Genomic DNA, 20,247 nt, shown 5'->3' with positions numbered 1-20,247 from the left:
GATATGAATAAGGTTAGTTTTAATAAAGTTAGGTTGAGTCTGGCAGTGCTGCTTTGCCTTTGCGCTACTTCCATGGTAGACGCAAAGGTGAAGTTGCCTGCCTTGATTTCAGACGGAATGGTACTGCAACGCGAGCAACCCATCAAAGTATGGGGAACGGCAGATGCTGGAGAAAGTGTACAGGTGAAGTTCCTGAAGAATGCCACCCCCACAGGTGTGAAAGGTGGCAAACTGAAAGCTGCTTACACGGTTACAGCAGATGCAAACGGTAAGTGGACCCTCACCCTGCCTGCAATGAAACCGGGCGGACCTTACATTTTGCAAGTTAATGACATCGAACTGAAAGATATTCTGGTAGGAGATGTATGGTTGTGCTCCGGCCAATCCAATATGGAACTACCTGTCAGTCGGGTTACAGATATGTTCCGTGATGAAATTGCCGCTTATGAGAACACGAATATACGGCAGTTGAAAGTACCCAACATCTTCAACTTCCATGCACCGCAAGCGGACTTGCCGGATTACGTTGCCTGGAAACCACTGACGCAGGAAAACGTAATGAACTTTTCCGCCTTGGCCTACTTCTTTGCCAAAGCCATGTATGAAAAGAACAGCATACCCGTCGGGCTGATAAACTCCAGTTGGGGCGGAACTCCCGTTGAGGCGTGGATAAGCGAAGAAGGACTGAAAGAATTTCCGAAGTATGTGAATGACAAACGGCAATATGAAGACGATGCTTATTTGAAAAGCATTAAGCAAACGGAAGGTTTGAGCTTCTATCACTGGAATACTGCCCTATACCGGGGAGATGCAGGACTGCACGAAACAACGCCCTGGTATGCCACCGACTACAACGATAAAGACTGGCAGACCGTCGATTTATTCTCCACCAACTGGGGAACCAACGGCTTGAATGCGATAAACGGTTCGCACTGGTTCCGCAAAGAAGTGGAAGTACCGCAGGAGTGGAACGGAAAAGAAGCGACCCTGCGTTTAGGTTGCATCATAGATGCAGACTCGGTCTATGTAAACGGGACATTCGTAGGCACAATTTCTTACCAATATCCCCCACGCATCTATACCATTCCGGCAGGTGTACTGAAAGCGGGAAAAAACATAGTAACTATACGCCTCATCAGCAATAACGGTTATCCGCACTTTGTAAAAGAGAAGCCTTATAAGATTATTTGCGGAAATGAAGAAGTAAGCCTGCAAGGAGAATGGAAATACAGATTAGGTGCTTCCATGCCTCCGGCTCCGGGAATGATGTTCTTCTGTTACAAACCGGTATGCCTGTACAATGCCATGATTGCCCCGTTACAAAACTATGGCATCCGTGGTGTCCTCTGGTATCAGGGAGAGTCCAATGTGGACCGCCGCAATGAATATGCCGCACTGTTGACAGCTATGATTGCTGATTGGCGCAGTACATTCGACAAGCCGGAATTACCTTTCTACATTGTAGAATTGGCGGACTTCCTGTCCAAAGATGACGTCAGCGGTAGGCAAGCATGGGCTGAGATGCGCAAGGAACAAGCCAAAGTAGCCGAAACCAACCGGAATACTCGTCTCATCCGCAACAGCGACCTGGGTGAATGGAACGATATACATCCATTGGATAAGAAAACCCCGGGACAACGTGCGGCAGAAAGTGCGTTGGAGACAGATAATAAATAACAGATAACTAATAACTGAATAATACAGCACTATGAACGCACTAAGTCAAAAAGTGTCTATGGCCGAGAAGATCGGCTATAGTTTAGGAGATTGTTCTGCGAACCTCGTGTTCCAGATGATGATGATTTACCAAACCAAGTTTTATACCGATGTCTTCGGTCTGGAAGGCGCCATTGCCGGATCAGTGATGCTGATTGCCCGCATTGTGGATGCTTTTGTAGACCCTACCGTAGGTATATTGTCCGACCGAACACGAACCAAATGGGGTAAATACCGTCCTTGGGTACTTTGGACTGCGCTGCCGTTCATGGTGTTCTATGTGCTGGCATTCTACAATCCCGGCATCGAGGATAAAGGTTTGGTAGCGGTATATGCTACAATCTCTTATACCTTGTTGATGACGCTTTACTCGTTCAACAATACACCGTATGCATCGTTGGGTGGTGTTATGTCAAGTGACATCAAGGAACGTACGAGTATTACGTCTATCCGTTTCGTAGCTGCTACTATTGCGCAGTTTGTGGTACAGGGCTTGACGCTCCCGTTGGTAAGCAAGTTCGCAGGTGAAAGTGGTGATAAGGGGCACGGCTGGCTGTGCACTATCTCCTTATTTGCAGTCATCGGTTTCGTGTTCCTGGTTATTACCTTCTTCTCCAGCCGAGAGCGTATCACGCCGCCGGCAAATCAGAAAACTGATACCAAGAAGGATATCAGGGATGTATTCAAGAATATTCCCTGGCGGGCGATGTTCATCCTGACGCTCTTCCTTTTCACAACCCTTGCTATGTGGGGAAGCGCAATGAACTACTACTTTGAGAATTATGTGGATTCGGGCGCACTGTTTGCCTTCCTCGATAAACTGGGGTTGGTGGCTACACAGGCCAGTGACTCGGTGGGTTATACGATACTGAATGCTTTCGGCCTTATTGTCAGCAGTCCTGAAAGAGCTTATGAAGTAGGCTTCGGTGTGTTCAACATGCTGGGAGCAGTGGTACAGTTCTTCGGCGTCATCTTCCTGTCCGGCTTCCTGGCCAACCGTTTCGGAAAGAAATCGGTGTTCATCGTTTGTCTGGCATTGACGGCAGTGTTCACCGCCTTCTTCTATTTCCCGAATGAAACGGATGTAGAGACAATGTTCGTTCTGAACTTCCTCAAGAGTTTGGCATACGCTCCCACCGTTCCATTGCTTTGGGCTATGATTGCTGACGTAGCGGATCATTCGGAATATGTCAATCACCGCCGTGCAACGGGTTTCGTGTTTGCAGGTGTGGTGTTTGCACTGAAAGCCGGTTTGGGTATCGGTGGCGCTATTTTGGGTTTCCTGCTCTCCGGTTTCGGTTATGTATCAGGCGCAGGGGTGGCACAAAGCGAATCGGCTATTCATGGTATCGTGCTTTCATCCAGTATTATTCCGGCAATTACGTTCTTTATCGGTGTCATAGCGCTATACTTCTATCCTATTACAAAGAAGTATAATGAAGAAATGCAGGCCGAACTGACGGAACGCAGAAGTAAAGAAGATTATTAATCATACTAAAGTAGAATGAAATTTAAGTATTTAGCATTATCAGTTTGTACTGCCGCATTAATGTCTTGTAATAGTGACAAACCTGTTGCGGCAGACCCGACTCTAAAAGATATTCTCGGTAATAAATTCCTCGTTGGTGTCGCCATTAATTCCGAACAGGCTGCGGGTCGCGACACCAGCGCAGTCAATGTAGTACGCCGCCATTTCAACTCCATTGTGGCCGAAAACTGCATGAAGAGTGAAGTGATACACCCGGAAGAAGACAGATATGACTTTAGCCTGGCAGACGAATTCGTTAAGTTTGGAGAGGATAACGGAATGTTCATCATCGGGCATTGCCTGGTGTGGCATTCCCAGCTCTCACCTTGGTTCTGCGTAGACGCCGAAGGAAAAAATGTTTCACCCGAAGTCCTGAAAGAACGGTTGAAAAGCCATATTCATACTATCGTGGGCCGATACAAAGGTCGCATTAAAGGCTGGGACGTAGTAAACGAAGCCATCGAAGGAGACGGAAGCTACCGCAAAAGCAAGTTCTACGAGATACTGGGAGAAGAATATATCCCGCTGGCTTTCCAATATGCACATGAGGCAGATCCGGAAGCGGAACTCTACTACAACGACTACGGTATGCACGAACCGGGACGCCGAGACGCAGTGGTGCGCATGGTCAATTCACTCAAAGAAAAAGGACTGCGCGTAGATGCCATAGGTATGCAGGGACACATGGGATTGGATTACCCGAGCATAGGTGAATATGAAACCAGCCTTCTCGCCTTTGCCTCCACAGGCGCTAAAGTGATGATAACGGAATGGGACATGAGTGCTTTGCCAACCGTAAACCGCGGAGCAAATATTGCCGACAAAGTAGCCTTTGAGAAAGCCTTAAATCCCTATCCCGAAGCTCTGCCGGATAGTGTTTCCAATCTGTGGAATGCACGCATGAAATCGTTCATGGAACTCTTCATAAAGCACTCGGACGTCATTACACGCGTAACCGGCTGGGGAGTATCGGACGGCGACTCCTGGAAGAACGACTGGCCCGTACCGGGAAGACGGGAATATCCCCTACTCTTCGACCGTAACTATCAGCCCAAGCCCTTCCTGAAAGAAATTCTGGAACCTAAAAAGGCAGTGTTCGATGAGTTCACGTATACGGTAGCTCCCAAGGATACCGATAAAGCAACTGATCAGGTTACCACACTGGGCACATTGAATCCCGTGTTACCGGGGTGTTATCCCGACCCGAGCATCTGCCGCGTAGGAAACGACTATTATATGGTCAACTCCTCTTTCGCCTTCTACCCCGGCGTACCCATCTGGCACAGCACAGATCTGACGAACTGGGAACAACTGGGTTACGTCCTCAACCGCCCCTCACAGTTGTCTATGTACGACGGCCTGCGCATCAGCGGCGGTATCTATGCTCCGGACATCAAATACAATCCTCACAACGGACTGTTCTATCTGATCACCACAGCCGTAGACGGTGGCGGCAACTTCTTCGTCACCACGGATGATCCGAAGAAAGGCGTCTGGAGCGATCCCACTTTCCTGCCCGAAGTGGGCGGCATCGACCCCGGATTTCTCTTCGACGAAGACGGGAAAGCATACATTGTGAACAATGACGGTCCGGCAGGAAAGCCCGAATATGACGGTCATCGCGCTATCTGGATACACGAATTCGACTGGAAAAACGGTTGTACCGTAGGAAAACAGAAGATGATTATTGACGGGGGCGTAGACAAAACCCGGCATCCCATTTGGATAGAAGGTCCACACCTCTACCACATCAACGGCACATACTATCTGATGGCCGCCGAAGGTGGAACAGGCCCCAACCACTCGGAAGTGATCTTCACCGCTGCATCTCCGTTCGGCCCTTTCAAACCTTGTGCCATCAATCCGATATTGACGCAACGCGGCTTGCCGGCTGATCGTCCCAACCCGGTAACCTGCGTCGGCCATGCCGATCTGGTGGAAACTCCCGATGGCGACTGGTATGCCGTCTTCCTTGGTGTCCGCCCCTATCGCAACGGTCACGACGTGATGGGACGCGAAACTTTCATGCTTCCGGTGACCTGGAAAGAGAATCAACCCATTATCCTTCCTGAGGGTGACGTCATCACTTATACCGCCGACCGCTCCTACGGTCCTGCCCCACTATGGACAGCAAACGGACTGGCTAAAGAAGCATTTTTCATCCGCACTCCACTGGTGCCCTGCTACGATATAAACAGTAAAGGGCAGTTGGAAATGACTGCCAGCAGCACTGATCTTAACCAAAAGCGCCAGCCTGCCGCCATCGGTCGCTGGATTAACAACTGGACATTCACAGCTCAGACCGGCTTGGACTTCGTGCCACAACAGCCGAAGGATTTCGCAGGTATCATCTGTTTCCATGATGATAATTGCTATATTCGCTTCGGAAAGACATTGGACCAAGACAGCAAACCCGTCATGCTTCTGGAAACATACAGCCATGGCAGACTGTGCAGCCAGGCAAACAGCCCGCTAACCCGAACAGATGGGAAAGTATATCTGAAAGTAGAAGGAGATAATGCAGTAAACTATACCTTCAGCTACTCCACCAGTCCTAAAGGTAACTGGACGCAAGTAGGCGAACCTGTCTCCGCCGACCTGATAAGCACGCAGACAGCCGGAGGTTTCACCGGAACCATGGTCGGCATTTATGCCACAGGAAACTATCAGAATTAACCACATTAAAATCATAAAATCATGAAGAAAGAAAAGAGATACTTAGTACCCGGAGATTATATGGCAGATCCTGCCGTTCATGTGTTCAACGATCGCCTTTACATCTACCCTTCCCACGACTGGGAAAGCGGTATCCCCGAAAATGACAACGGTGACCATTTCAATATGAAAGACTACCACGTCTTCTCTACCGATGACCCCATGAAAGGTGAAATCGTAGACCACGGACTGGTACTCACCACTGAAGATATTCCCTGGGCAGGACGCCAGCTTTGGGATTGCGACGTAGCTGAGAAAGACGGCAAATATTATATGTATTTCCCTCTGAAAGACCAGAATGATATCTTCCGTATCGGTGTTGCCATCAGCGACCGTCCCGAAGGTCCGTTCATTCCCCAACCCGACCCGATGCACGGAAGTTACAGCATGGACCCTGCCGTTCTGAATGATGGAGACGGTAACTACTACATGTACTTCGGTGGTCTGTGGGGCGGACAGTTGCAACGCTATCGCGACAACAAAGCCTTGGAAAATGGAGCTACTTTCCCCGCAGACAACGAACCGTCCATCCCCGGACGCGTTGCCAAACTCAGCGGGGACATGTTGCAATTTGCCGAAGAACCTAAAGCCGTAGTGATCCTGGACGAAAACGGACAACCGCTGACAGCCGGAGACAACGAACGCCGTTTCTTCGAAGCAAGCTGGATGCACAAGTATAATGGAAAATATTACTTCTCCTACTCTACCGGTGATACTCACCGCCTGTGCTACGCCATCGGTGACAATCCTTACGGTCCTTTCACTTATCAGGGAGTAATCCTGACTCCGGTGGTAGGCTGGACTACCCACCACTCCATTGTGGAATACCGGGGCAAATGGTATCTGTTCCATCACGATAGTGTGCCTTCCGGCGGACGCACCTGGTTGCGCAGCCTGAAAGTATGCGAACTGGAATACGACGCCGAAGGAAAGATTATCACCATTGAAGGACTGGATTAACCTTTGCCCGATAGAGTATGAATACTGTCAAAATAGGTATTATAGGTACTGGGTGGATTGCCGAAAAGATGGCAATCACCCTCGAAGGAATGGAGGGAGTAGAAGCTTATGCAGTCGCTTCCCGCCAGTTGCAGACTGCCTGTGACTTTGCCGACCGGTGGGGTTTCACCCGTGCCTACGGTTCTTATGAAGAAATGCTGGATGATGAAGAGGTGGAATTGGTATATATTGCCACTCCCCATTCCCACCATTTCGAACATGCACGTATGAGTCTGCTGAAAGGCAAAGCGGTTTTATGCGAAAAGGCATTCACCACCAATGCCCACCAGGCGGAAGAACTGCTGAATCTTGCCAAAGAAAAGGAGCTCTTCATCACCGAAGCTATCTGGACACGTTATATGCCTCTATCGCAAACCATCAATGACCTTGTAAACGGTGGAATCATCGGACGCCCCATGACGCTGTCTGCCAATCTGGGTTACCCAATCGGTAACCGTGAGCGCCTCCGCCAGCCGGCACTGGCAGGCGGGGCTCTGCTCGACCTGGGAGTGTATGCACTGAACTTTGTTTCCATGGTTTTCGGGACAGACATAGAGCGTGTCACCTCTACCTGCGTAAAGACCGATACCGGAGTCGATGCACAGAACAGTATCACCCTTACCTTCAAGGATGGGAAAATCGCTGTACTGCACAGCAGTATGCTGAGTATGACCGACCGCCAAGGCATCATCTCCGGTGACAAAGGCCACCTGATCATTGAAAATATCAACAATCCGCAACGAATCAGAGTGGTAACGGAAGATTATAAGACGGCAGTTGTCTACAACTGTCCGCCACAAATCACCGGATACGAATACCAGGTATATGCATCCATGGAAGCTCTGAGGAACGGGTGGCTCGAATCTCCCTATATGCCTCACGCCGAAACCCTGCGCATCATGCGCATGATGGATGACTTACGCCGCGAATGGGGAGTACGCTACCCCACCGATGAATAAACCAACCAATACTTTTTGTTTATGAAAAAACTGCTCTCTTTATTCCTATTATTATCTTGTTTACTCGGACCCGTATCCGCGGAAGACGGCAGCCGCTTGTGGCTCCGGCAATCGACAGATGTCCACGCACAGATTACAGCGCCTCGCCAGTCTCCGACACTAAACATAGCCGTCCGTGAACTGAAGCAGGCATGGAAAGGGCTCCCCGTTACGCTTGTACTGAAGAAAGACAAACAGCTATCTTCTGAAGGCTTCCGCATACGACAGGTAAATGGAAAACTCACCGTCACTTCTCCCAGCGAAACGGGTTTGCTTTATGCTGCCTATCACCTGATCCGTCTGCAAGAAATGCAGAACTTCGGAAAGCCTTCGGAAACAGACCAGGAAATAACGGAAAATCCTGCCTATGACCTGCGTATTCTCAATCATTGGGACAACCTCGACCGCAGCATCGAGCGCGGTTATGCCGGCAAATCTCTCTGGAACTGGGAAGAACTGCCCGGCACACTCTCCGACAGATACGAAGCATACGCTCGTGCCAATGCCTCCATCGGAATCAATGCAACGGTACTGAACAATGTAAATGCTTCCTCTAAAATCCTTTCCGCTGAATATCTGGAAAAGGTAAAGGCTCTGGCAGACATATTCCGTCCTTATGGCATCAAGGTATATCTCTCTATCAACTTTGCCTCCCCCATGCAACTGGGCGGACTTTCCACAGCCGATCCTTTGGACAAAGATGTCATCGCCTGGTGGAAGCAGAAAGCCAAAGAGATCTATCGCACCATCCCCGACTTCGGTGGCTTCCTGGTGAAAGCCAATTCCGAAGGACAGCCCGGCCCGTGCGACTTCAACCGTACACATGCCGAAGGTGCCAATATGCTGGCAGATGCATTGAAGCCCTATAAAGGTATTGTCATGTGGCGCGCTTTCGTCTACAGCCCAACGGATGCAGACCGCGCTAAGCAAGCCTATCTGGAATTCCAGCCTTTGGATGGACAATTCCGCGACAATGTCATCGTACAGATAAAGAACGGTCCGGTCGACTTCCAACCTCGCGAACCATATAGTCCTTTATTCGGCGCTATGCCCCGGACTCCGCAGATGGTCGAATTCCAGATTACACAAGAATATCTGGGCTTCTCCAATCACCTTGCCTATCTTGCCCCGATGTGGGAAGAGTTCTTCGACTTTGTGAAGCCGTCTTCACTGAAAGCCATAGCAGGCGTCGCCAATATAGGCACAGATACAAACTGGTGCGGTCATCCTTTCGCCCAAGCCAACTGGTACGCCTTCGGGCGCATGGCCTGGAATCCTTCCCTGACATCGGAAACAATCGCAGAGGAATGGCTGAAACAGACTTTCTTCGATATAAGTAATCCCAAACATGCACCCATTGCTTATGAAGTGCATAACATGATGATGGAAAGCCGCGAAGCTGTGGTAGACTACATGATGCCACTCGGGCTGCATCACCTCTTTGCATGGGGACACCATTACGGCCCGGAGCCTTGGTGCGACGTGCCCGGTGCACGCCCCGACTGGATGCCGTCTTACTATCATAAAGCAGACAAACAGGGGATAGGTTTCGACCGCAGTCATACGGGTAGCAATGCTACAGCCCAATATCCCGATTCACTCTGCCACCTTTACGATGACATCCGTACTTGTCCGGATGAGTATCTCTTGTGGTTCCATCATGCCTCTTGGCAACACACCATGCAAAGCGGACGTACTTTATGGGACGAGCTTTGCTATCGCTACGACCATGGTGTACAGCAGGTAAGAAGCTTTCAGAAAAAATGGGATCTGGCCGAGAATTATATCGATACGGAACGTTTCAAGGATGTACAGTCACGCCTGAAGATACAGGCACGTGATGCCGTATGGTGGAAAGATGCCTGTCTGCTATACTTCCAGGAATTTTCGGGTATGCGTGCCCCATACGAAGTGGAAAGGCCGATACATGAATTGGATGATTTGAAGCAAGTGAAGCTTCCTATCGACAACCATGAATGTCCAACACCCAAAATGCTGAATGAAAGAAGATAAGCAATAGCCCTGTTTCAAATAGAAAATACTAAAAAGAACAGTTCAAATGATACATTGAACTGTTCTTTTTGTATTTTTGTGCCTTATAGAATATTATAAAGGATATGAAATATGAATAAAGTAACATTATTATTTATAAAATGGATACGGTTATCACTCTGTCTGATTACTCTCTCTTTCTTTGTACTGTCTTGTGAAAAAGGAGATATTGAGCCTGTTGAAAACCAAAAAACTTTATTCATGTACCTACCTTGGTCCACCGATCTAACCGAGTTTTTCTATACGAATATCTCGGATATGGAAAAGGCAATCAGCCAGCACGGACTGAATGGTGAACGGGTAATCGTATTTATGTCTACTACTTCGGAAAAAGCAACTCTATTTGAAATAACCTGCAAGAAAGGTAAATGTGAACAGATTACTCTAAAAGAATATAACAATCCGTCTTTCACCACCGCTGAAGGAATTACTTCCATTCTCAATGATGTAAAAAGTTTCGCCCCTGCACCCACTTACGCCATGACTATCGGATGTCACGGCATGGGATGGCTTCCAGTTCATAGTGCCCAGGGACGGGCAAGAACTTCAATGAAAATGCACTGGGACTATGAAGGTGTCCCGCGAACCCGTTACTTTGGCGGTAGGACAAGTCAATATCAGACAGATATCACTACCCTTGCGGAAGGTATAGCCGGTGCCGGAATCAAAATGGAGTATATCCTGTTCGACGATTGCTATATGTCAACCATAGAAGTAGCCTATGACCTGAGAAACGTTACAGACTACCTTATTGGTTCCACCTGTGAAATCATGGCTTATGGTATGCCCTATTCTATCATTGGAAAAGATTTGATGGGCGAACCAAATTATCAAGCCATCTGTGACGGCTTCTATTCATTTTATTCCACCTATGAAGAAAAACCTTGTGGAACATTAGGCATAACTAATTGTGCAGAATTGGATCATCTGGCCACTATCATGAAAGAAATAAATAATCGGTATACATTTGATACTTCAAAGCGGAACCAGTTACAACCTTTAGACGGTTACTATCCGGTAATCTTCTACGATTATGGTGACTACGTAGCACATCTGTGTGATGATACATCATTATTGAAAGAGTTTAAAGAACAGTTAGAACGGGCCGTACCTTATAAAACGCACACCGAAACTTATTATTCCATGAAGACGGGAGCTACCACACCAATTAAAACCTTCTCAGGTATTACCGTATCTGATCCGAGCGTAAATTCTTTAGCAGCAGATAAGACAGAGACAAATTGGTATAAAGCGACACACTAAATCATTTGTATACTGGTGTGGACAATCCTGCAATTACATCCATACTGATTATCAACCACTTACAATAAATTTACTTCCTGTCAACAAGGACTTAATTTCTTGTTGACAGACTCTTAACTTCTTGTTGACAAGGTATTCCATGAGTCAACTGCTTATTCACCACTCAATAAGGCCTAATTAGTTCACTTTTTAAAAGAATATATAGAGGATATTAAGTATATTTGTAGACTTAAAATTTAATACTTATGAAAACACTATCTATACTCTGTTTATTATGCTTGTGTCTGTCCTTTCCATGTTATGGACAAGAAGGAAAAATGTTCACAGTGGATAGAGAATTATCAAGCAGCATGCTCAATAAAATCTATCAGGATCGTGACGGAATCATCTGGATAGCAACAGAAGATGGTCTGAATCGATACGATGGAGCAAAATTTACAGTTTATAGAAATGAAAAAGATAATCCGAATTCCTTATTAAGTGACTATGTACGTATACTGTTCGAAGACAGTCAAGGTCGCCTTTTTATAGGTTCTCTAAACGGACTGCAAATATACGACCGCGCAACCGATAGTTTTACAACAATCCCAATGTACCTCTCCAGTGGAGCTTCAATAGCTCCTAATGTAGGAGTTATACTTGAACAAAATAACGGAGAAATATTAATAGGAACTTCCGGTCACAGTATATTTTTACTGGAAACACAAGGAGACAGTATAAAAGCACAACAAATAGACCAATTTATTGCCAGCAACCTGATTACATATTCATATCGGGATAAAAAAGGAAATCTATGGATAGCAACAGGCGATAATGGAATATTCCGTCTCGATAACAACAATCAATTCAAACACTACTCCGGTGAAAAAAGCATAGCCTGGAATACAGTTTCCAGCATGTGCGAAGATAAACAAGGAAATCTTTATATGGGTAGCTTAAAGAAAGGACTATTCAGATATAATGATAAAACCGATACATTTGTACCAATTACATACACTCCTAATCCCAACTTACCTATCAAAATCCTATACCCTGAGGAGGAGAATCAAATTCTTATTGGTACAGATGGTTCGGGAATGAAAGTTTATGACATCCAAGAACAAAAGATTAAAGAAGCCAATTTTAATATCACAACATTTGACCTTACAAAAGCAAAGATACATTCTATTCTGAAAGACAGAATGGGAAATATATGGTTAGGGTTCTTTCAGAAAGGAGTTATGATTATACCTGCCATAACCAACGAGTTCAAGTATCTAGGTTACAAATCTTCCAGGCACAATGTGATTGGTTCTAACTGCGTCATGTCTGTACACAAAGACCATACAGGAACTCTTTGGGTAGGGACTGACAATGACGGAATTTATGCAGTGACTCCAGATAAAACACCTAAAGTACACTTTGCACCTACTGACAATGCTCATTCCGTTCCTGCAACCATTATGAGCATTTTTGAAGATTCCAACCACAATATGTGGATAGGTTCTTATCTGAATGGTATGGCCAAATTAGATACAAAAACCGGTCGTTGCGAGTATTTGAAGTTAGTGGACGAGACATCTAATCTAATGGAAAATGTATATTGTTTTGCAGAAGATAACAATAAAACCTTATGGATAGGAACTATGGGAGGAGGATTATATCAGATGAATATAAATACTAAGGAAATAGTCCGTTGTCCAACCACAACTGCCAATAATACCGATTGGACCAGAGTAAATATGCTACATAACTCATGGATAAATTGCTTGTTACATACTGCCGAAGACAAACTGTACATAGGTACTTACGATGGATTGGGCTGTCTGGATATAAAAACAATGGATTTCGTTTCTCCCATGAAAAACAGAAGAATATTATATGGCGATGTAATCTATGCCTTACATGAAGGTAAGGATGGTAATATCTGGATAGGAACATCCAAAGGATTAAAACGACTAAACCCACGAACCGTTGAGGTGCAAGAATATACAACAAAAGACGGTTTACCCAGTAATTATATCTGTGCAATCAAAGAGGATGCAAATGGCTATCTTTGGATCAGTACGAATTATGGAATCAGCCGATTCAATCCTCAAAATCAAAGTTTCATCAATTTTTATGCAAGTGATGGATTACAAAGTAACGAGTTTAGTAAAGGAGCCGCTTTTGCCGATAAACAAGGTGAACTTATCTTTGGAGGTACGAATGGTATCACTTATTTTAATCCCACAGAAATAACCATGCCCGATAAGAAACCGGAAATTCGGATTACAGACTTCTATATCCATGATAAAAAGGTTAAAAAAGGTATGAAATCAGGGAATAAAGACATAATTGCCACTGCAGTCATGGATGCCGATCACTTTCAACTATCATACAAAGATAATTCTTTCAGCATTGAATTTTCAGCTATGGAGTTCTTCAGCCCGGAACGAATTACTTATACATATAGCATTAATAATTCCAATTGGATTAGCTTACAACAGGGAATTAATCGGGTTTCATTCAGCAATTTAAATCCAGGTACCTATACATTCCAGGTAAAAGCAAAAGATAATGATTCTTATTCAGACATCAAAGAATTTAGTATCACAATCCATCCTGCATGGTATGCCTCTGGATGGGCTAAATTTATATATGGAGTACTATTGATAGTTATTATCTATGGTATAGTCATTCAGATACGTCATCGTTACCGTGCTCGTCAGGCGATATTGGAACATATACATGCAGAACAGATCAATGAAGCCAAACTACAATTCTTTATTAATATTTCCCACGAGATACGCACTCCAATGTCTCTCATCATAAGCCCATTACAGAAATTAATCGCCACTGATAAAGATAACGAGCGGCAGAAAAACTATCATACCATTTATCGAAATGCGGAACGTATACTTCGATTGGTCAATCAACTGATGGATATTCGCAAAATAGATAAGGGACAAATGTCTCTAAAATTCCAAGAAGTTGATATCGTAGGATTTATCCGTGATTTGTACTATACTTTCGAATATCAGGCAAATGCCAGGCATATCACATTGAGCTTCCAGCCGGAAACTGAAAAGTTAAAAGCATGGATTGATCCGAAAAATTTCGATAAAATTATTCTGAATATAATATCCAATGCATTCAAGTTTACGCCGGAGAACGGAGAAATCAATATATACTTGCGTATAGGTGAGGATATGAATGCTTCTCAATCTCTAAAACACTATTTTGAAATAATAGTGGAAGACAGCGGCATTGGCATTAATCCGGAAGAAATGGGACGGATTTTTGAGCGTTTCTATCAAATCCATAATAGCCATAACAATTCGAATGTAGGTACCGGTATAGGATTACATCTAAGCCGTTCGCTAGTAGAATTACACCATGGCACCATAAAGGCTGAAAATAATGAGAACAGGCCAGGGTCCCGGTTTATCATACGGCTACCCTTGAACAAAGAGCATCTGAATGTAGAAGAAATTGATGATAATCCAGTTGGGAATAATGCTCCTGTACATATCACGACTGCTCTGCCTACCCCCTCGCCAACTGACGAAGAAAATGAAAAAATACGTTCCAAAACCAAGTGTCATGTTCTGATAGTAGAAGATGATGAAGAAATACGCAAATATATCTGCCGTGAATTGGCCAGCGATTTCCATATGCATGAGTGTGCAAATGGAAAGGAAGCTCTCACCCTTATCCTAAAAAAGGAGCCGGATCTGATTATCAGTGATATTATGATGCCTGAAATGGATGGGTTGACACTTTGCAAAAAAATAAAGCAGAATGTAACCATTAACCATATACCAATTATCCTCTTGACAGCTAAATCAAGAGAAGAAGATAATTTGGAAGGTTTAAACATGGGAGCAGATGCGTATATAGTGAAACCATTCAGTATCGAAATATTGAGAAAAACGGCAATCAATCTTATTAAGAGCAGGGAAATACTACGTAACAGTTTCAGTGGCAGTCAGATGCAGGAACAGAAGTTGAAGAAACTAAAAGTCCAATCACCTGATGACAGATTGCTTGATAAAGTAATGAAAGTGATTAATGACAATCTAGGTAATCCTGACTTGAATGTTGAAATGATAGCAACTGAAGTAGGTATCAGTCGTGTACATTTGCACCGTAAGCTAAAAGAGCTGACTAATCAGTCAACCCGCGACTTAATACGCAATGTTCGTCTGAAACAGGCTGCATCACTATTGGCAAACCAATATCATAACATTACTGAAGTTGCTACTCTTACAGGTTTTACTAATATTGCATATTTTTCTACCGCTTTTAAAGAATTATACGGAGTTCCGCCAACAACCTATATGGAGGAGCAGCAAAAGTCTTCTTCTGACGAGATTAAGCAATAGAACTAAACACAGAACAAAAAGAAAACCAGCTAATACATATTAGCTGGCTTTCTCTATAATATTAATATTATGCTTATATTACTTGACATTTTCTATTCATCAAGCTACTTGATAATCCGGAAATTGCCACTGACATGCAGCATAGACATCATATATACCATACCGCTGTAATAACGAAATTTGCCCGTAGGCAATGGTTCATTCCACAATTTCTGTATGCATTCTTTCGCCAGATTCTTGTCATTCAAAGCAAAAGCTCCTACAGCATTTGCACCGATCATACCTGTTGAATAATTACCGGCAGGTGCTGAACCGTCTACATTGAAATATTCGTGCGTAAAATTATCTTGCTTGAAAAAGTTAAGCAATCGACTCATCATCTCTGCCTGGTTAGCAGCATCTTTTCCAAACCAATAATAATCCATACCGACATTCATGGCACAGCGAAGAGCATCAAACTGATATCTTCTTGTATCATATCCCCAATTCTTAGGTTTCCAAGGAGTGCCATCGAATGCAGAATAATCAGGGAACAACCCCGTCTTTTTATGCGATGCATCAGCCAGCAAGCGACGGGCTGCATCAGGTGTCTGCTTCCAGAATTCCTTATTAGTGTCAGACCACAAAGCCCAAAGTTCAAAGAAAGCAGGCAGATTATAGGAAGGATCCGTATAGTTATAATAGACCTTTTCCGGTACAAATGTAACGAGTTTACTCTCAGTATTGAACAGGTTATAAACGCCTTGGGAACCATCTTTAGACATAACATCTTTCAATATTTTCTGAGCCTCCTGATTATAGTCATATGCCCCGTCATTCCCCCAACGGTGAGAAGCAAAGAATAAAGAAGTTATAAAATAAATTTCACCATCAGAAGCACAACTCGGCTCCTTACCTATTTTAACACCACGAGGCGTACAGTGCCAGGCATAATATCCCGACCATTTGCCCGAAGTATACAGCATATATTTCTTAGCCCACCGCCATAACTTATCGAATTCAGCCTGCTTATCCAACTGTACACATATCATCATTCCATAGGACATTCCTTCTGTACGTACATCCTGATTCCCTGTATCATAAATATAGGCAGTATTGTCATCACTCTCATAGTAAACCTTTGTTTTTTCATTCACAAAGAAGTGATTCCAGATTTGCTCCATTTTCTGGTCGGTTTGTTGCTGAGAAATACCTAAATACTCATTAAACAAATTCCGATAGTTATCAGTATAGTAAGCTCCAGCAGGAACCGGGTCCCCACTACTGTCTTCCTGAACAGGATGAGCCTGAACTCCAAGTGAACAAAAACCGGAAAGTATCAGGCTGACACTAACCGCAAATAAAGTTGTAAGTTTCATCATTTCAAGGTTTTGTTACAATTAATAGACTACTAATATCATTACATACTACGTTCCAGCGAATAGTCTTCTCCCGGCTGAGTAACAATGTCATATTCGTAAGTACGATAAAGGACCGGCACCTGAGGATTTATCAGTTTGGAAACTACCGGTTCTTTTATAACTGCCGATGCATAAAGAGGATTCGGGCAAGCACCGTCTGCCACTTTCACTCCTTTTCCCTTTAAAGGAACATAAGAACGGATACGCAGTACCCCACCCAAGCGAGAATGTATCTTCGCCTTTTTCAGTTGAACGCCATCCCATTCCATATCTACCACAAAACCACCACGGGCAACAAGGCCTTTCACACTTCCTTTTTTCCATGCTTCAGGTAGTGCAGGCAACAAGTGTACTGCACCATCATGGCTTTGCAACAACATCTCTGCAACTCCTGCCGTATAACCAAAGTTTCCATCGATTTGGAAAGGTGGATGGGCATCAAATAAATTAGGATAAGTACGTCCCTCAGGATATTCTTTCTGAACCTTATCACTAGGCAAAAGATGGAGCATATTCTGTATAATCTTATAAGCATGATTGCCATCCAGCATACGCGCCCAAAAATTAATCTTCCACCCAATGCTCCAACCGGTAGCCATATCTCCACGTTGTATCAAAGTGTTCCGGGCAGCCTGAAATAGCTCAGGATTTGCAGTCGGAGAAATCTGATTACTGGGATATAAGCCATACAGGTGCGAAATATGCCGATGGTCATCCAACGGATTATCAGCATCAATCAGCCATTCCTGCAATTGGTTATGTTTCCCAATCTGCATTGGTGGCAACTTACTCAGCATTGCCTGCAAAGAATCCTCATACTGTTTATCTCCACCCAGAATACGACTGGCCTGAAGTGTACTGTACAAAGCATCAAAAGCAATCTGATTATCCATTGTACAACCTGCCGTAATCGTTGTTTGCGAACCCCGATAACCATGTTCAGGCGACATAGAAGGTACCGTAACCATCCATTTATACTTCGGATGCTCCACTAAATGACTTAAATAAAAATCAGCAGTCCCCTTCAACAGCGGATAATACTTCTTTAGAAACTCTTTGTCACCGGTAAACAGATAATGCTGCCACAGATGCTGTGCCAGCCAGGCACCTCCATTAGGCCACATGCCGAAATATGCAGCATCCACCGGTCCGCAAGCACGCCATATATCCGTATTATGATGTGCCACCCAACCTTTTGCATCATAAAGAACCTTAGCAGTCTCACTACCTGTAACTGCCAAGTCGGCCACCATATCAAAGAGAGGTTCATGCGTCTCACTCAGATTGGTTACTTCAGCAGGCCAATAATTCATCTCCGCATTAATGTTAATCGTGTATTTACTATCCCAGGGAGCATACGGACTATGATTCCATATACCTTGAAGATTGGCAGGCTGACCACCGGGTTGAGAAGAAGAAATCAGCAGATAACGACCATATTGGAACATCAAAGCTGCCATCGCCATATCATTCCCTTCTATAAAACGTTGCACACGGACAGGTGTCTCCAAAGCAGAAACTCCGGTACTTTCCAAAGTCAGGACCACACGGTCATATTGCTTGCGATAAGAGGCGATATGACTCTTCAAAGCCTGTTCGTAAGGAATGCGGGTGGCTTTCTGCAAATAAGTAGCTGCACGTTTTGACTCGTTCGCACTGACATCATGATAATTCACAAAATTAGTAGCTGCTGAAATGTACAAGGTAGCTTCAGTAGCCCCATTCACGGCAAGTGCGCTTTCTTCCTTACTCACTTTACCATCTGTTTTCACCTGTACTTGGCATTCGGCACGCATAGCAGCAGGAATTCCTTCATGTTCAGCTCCCTGACAAGAGATAATCAGCTTGCCCCCTTTTACTTGTACATCTGATTTCAGCGGACTGCTGTATGATACGGCAAAATTCAAAGCCTTTGCCTTATCCGCCTGAATACGTACAATAATCACATCATCACTCAAAGAGGCAAATGCCGTACGGACAAACTTCACTCCATCCACTTCATAACGTGTTGTAGCAGTAGCATTCTCCAGATTCAGATCCCGATAATATTCAGAAGGATTTTCATGCCCGGGGAAATTCAGGAAAAGACTCCCCAATGTCAAGTAACGCATACCATGCTGAGGCGTCATATAATTCTCATCAATGAGCTTCTGAGCCTCCAAGGTTTTGCCTTCAAAAATAAGTCGACGTATTTCAGGCAATACCTGCAATCCTTTAGGATTATTATTATTGTAAGGTCCACCAGCCCAGAACGTCTCTTCATTGAGTTGCAATTCTTCACGGGCAGTTCCGCCAAACACCATAGCCCCCAAACGGGAATTACCTAATGGTAAAGCTTCCAGCCAGTCTTGTGCCGGACGATTATACCACAACTTCATATTCTGAGCAGACGTCCAGTCTCCATATCCTAAAATAGAAAGCATTTTAGCAGCATAGCGTGCCCCCAACATCCGGTATCCTTCGGCTGTAAAATGAAGATTATCGAATGCAGCCGGACAACCGGCAGAAGATATCACGTGTGCAGTAGGAATCACCTGTGGCAAGCTGTCGATGATTGTATTCATGCTGGCACAAATGCCATTCTGATCTGCATGTACCACCTCACCCGCCAGCAAAGGCACATTAGCGGCAGATAATCCTAAATCTTTCAAAAGATTATCATACACTCCTTTTACTTTTGAGGGCCAGTCTTTATCATTTGTATTCGACTCTCCCTGATGTAACAGAATACCTTTAATCACTCCGTCTTTTTGAGCAAGTTTTGCCATCTCAACCAAACGCGCATAAGGATTGCCGCCATATTCCTTTACCATATTCTTCAGCCAGTCCGGAGAAGCTTCTACATAGGACTGATAGTTATCCTTGTCAAACAGTTCTATCCTACAACCGCCTACGGCAACATTGATAATCCCCACCCGTACATTAGATGGAAGATTAGCCACCATAGCCCGGCCAAAATAATCTCCCGGAGTCAAGCCTGTATAGCAACGCGCCAAAGGAGGAACTGCCTTATACCAATTCCCTTTGGTCCTCCCCAGATTAGGACAATCGACAGCCGCTAATACCTGAAAACGACTGTCAACTGCCACTGTATCCTGTTCTTCTACCTTTGCATTTCCTTCCATGTTCGATTGTCCCAAACACAGATAGATATGGAAATTCGCGTCCTGTGCAAATGTCGTCATACCTAAAAGAAGCAAGCATGTAAATACAAATGTTCTCATAATCTG

10 protein-coding genes are annotated in these 20,247 nt (G+C 44.6%); 8 read left to right on the top strand and 2 right to left on the bottom strand.

The window, feature by feature from the left end:
- Positions 1–3 precede the first annotated feature (3 nt).
- The 8 genes from DWW10_RS02675 (at position 4) to DWW10_RS02640 (ending at position 15,617) form a co-directional block, all read left to right on the top strand.
- The gene (locus DWW10_RS02675; RefSeq protein WP_022394409.1) at positions 4–1,677 is read left to right on the top strand and encodes a sialate O-acetylesterase; all 1,674 of its coding nucleotides are present in this window, start codon (positions 4–6) and stop codon (positions 1,675–1,677) included.
- A gap of 31 nt (positions 1,678–1,708) precedes the next feature.
- A complete protein-coding gene (locus tag DWW10_RS02670) occupies positions 1,709–3,205 on the top strand; it encodes an MFS transporter (RefSeq protein WP_118421062.1) in 1,497 nt (498 codons plus the stop codon).
- Positions 3,206–3,220: 15 nt separating this feature from the next.
- Positions 3,221–5,920 (top strand): endo-1,4-beta-xylanase, encoded by a 2,700-nt coding sequence (locus tag DWW10_RS02665; RefSeq protein WP_022394411.1) that lies wholly within the window; start codon positions 3,221–3,223, stop codon positions 5,918–5,920.
- A gap of 21 nt (positions 5,921–5,941) precedes the next feature.
- On the top strand, positions 5,942–6,919 hold the full coding sequence (locus DWW10_RS02660) for a glycoside hydrolase family 43 protein (RefSeq protein WP_022394412.1): 978 nt from the start codon (positions 5,942–5,944) through the stop codon (positions 6,917–6,919).
- Between the two features lie 17 nt (positions 6,920–6,936).
- Positions 6,937–7,917, top strand: a complete 981-nt coding sequence (locus DWW10_RS02655) for a Gfo/Idh/MocA family protein (protein ID WP_022394413.1) — start codon at positions 6,937–6,939, stop codon at positions 7,915–7,917.
- A 21-nt stretch (positions 7,918–7,938) separates the two neighbouring features.
- Positions 7,939–9,969, top strand: coding sequence for an alpha-glucuronidase (locus DWW10_RS02650; RefSeq protein ID WP_118421063.1), 2,031 nt, complete (start codon positions 7,939–7,941; stop codon positions 9,967–9,969).
- Positions 9,970–10,080: 111 nt separating this feature from the next.
- Positions 10,081–11,271 carry a clostripain-related cysteine peptidase gene (locus DWW10_RS02645; protein ID WP_022394415.1) on the top strand — a complete coding sequence of 397 codons (1,191 nt, stop codon included), beginning with the start codon at positions 10,081–10,083 and terminating at the stop codon, positions 11,269–11,271.
- A gap of 245 nt (positions 11,272–11,516) precedes the next feature.
- Entirely contained in the window at positions 11,517–15,617 is a 4,101-nt protein-coding gene (locus tag DWW10_RS02640) for a hybrid sensor histidine kinase/response regulator transcription factor (protein WP_022394416.1), read from the top strand.
- 104 nt (positions 15,618–15,721) lie between these two features.
- Here the strand turns inward: DWW10_RS02640 and DWW10_RS02635 are convergent, their stop codons facing one another.
- On the bottom strand, positions 15,722–16,978 hold the full coding sequence (locus tag DWW10_RS02635) for a family 8 glycosyl hydrolase (RefSeq protein WP_022394417.1): 1,257 nt from the start codon (positions 16,976–16,978) through the stop codon (positions 15,722–15,724).
- 38 nt (positions 16,979–17,016) lie between these two features.
- Positions 17,017–20,241, bottom strand: a complete 3,225-nt coding sequence (locus DWW10_RS02630) for a glycosyl hydrolase family 95 catalytic domain-containing protein (RefSeq protein WP_022394418.1) — start codon at positions 20,239–20,241, stop codon at positions 17,017–17,019.
- Between the last annotated feature and the right edge of the window lie 6 nt (positions 20,242–20,247).

It is taken from the genome of Bacteroides intestinalis (assembly GCF_003464595.1).
Lineage (GTDB): Bacteria > Bacteroidota > Bacteroidia > Bacteroidales > Bacteroidaceae > Bacteroides > Bacteroides intestinalis_A.
The sequence above is the reverse complement of the archived record's forward strand: the minus strand, read 5'-3'. Positions and strand labels throughout refer to the sequence as shown.

Excerpts from the sequence above, each read along its gene's own strand:
- DWW10_RS02660 (WP_022394412.1), top strand. The coding sequence starts at position 5,942 with ATGAAGAAAGAAAAGAGATACTTAGTACCCGGAGATTATATGGCAGAT.
- DWW10_RS02665 (WP_022394411.1), top strand. The coding sequence starts at position 3,221 with ATGAAATTTAAGTATTTAGCATTATCAGTTTGTACTGCCGCATTAATG.
- DWW10_RS02655 (WP_022394413.1), top strand. The coding sequence starts at position 6,937 with ATGAATACTGTCAAAATAGGTATTATAGGTACTGGGTGGATTGCCGAA.
- DWW10_RS02630 (WP_022394418.1), bottom strand. The coding sequence starts at position 20,241 with ATGAGAACATTTGTATTTACATGCTTGCTTCTTTTAGGTATGACGACA.
- DWW10_RS02635 (WP_022394417.1), bottom strand. The coding sequence starts at position 16,978 with ATGATGAAACTTACAACTTTATTTGCGGTTAGTGTCAGCCTGATACTT.
- DWW10_RS02640 (WP_022394416.1), top strand. The coding sequence starts at position 11,517 with ATGAAAACACTATCTATACTCTGTTTATTATGCTTGTGTCTGTCCTTT.
- DWW10_RS02645 (WP_022394415.1), top strand. The coding sequence starts at position 10,081 with ATGAATAAAGTAACATTATTATTTATAAAATGGATACGGTTATCACTC.
- DWW10_RS02650 (WP_118421063.1), top strand. The coding sequence starts at position 7,939 with ATGAAAAAACTGCTCTCTTTATTCCTATTATTATCTTGTTTACTCGGA.
- DWW10_RS02675 (WP_022394409.1), top strand. The coding sequence starts at position 4 with ATGAATAAGGTTAGTTTTAATAAAGTTAGGTTGAGTCTGGCAGTGCTG.
- DWW10_RS02670 (WP_118421062.1), top strand. The coding sequence starts at position 1,709 with ATGAACGCACTAAGTCAAAAAGTGTCTATGGCCGAGAAGATCGGCTAT.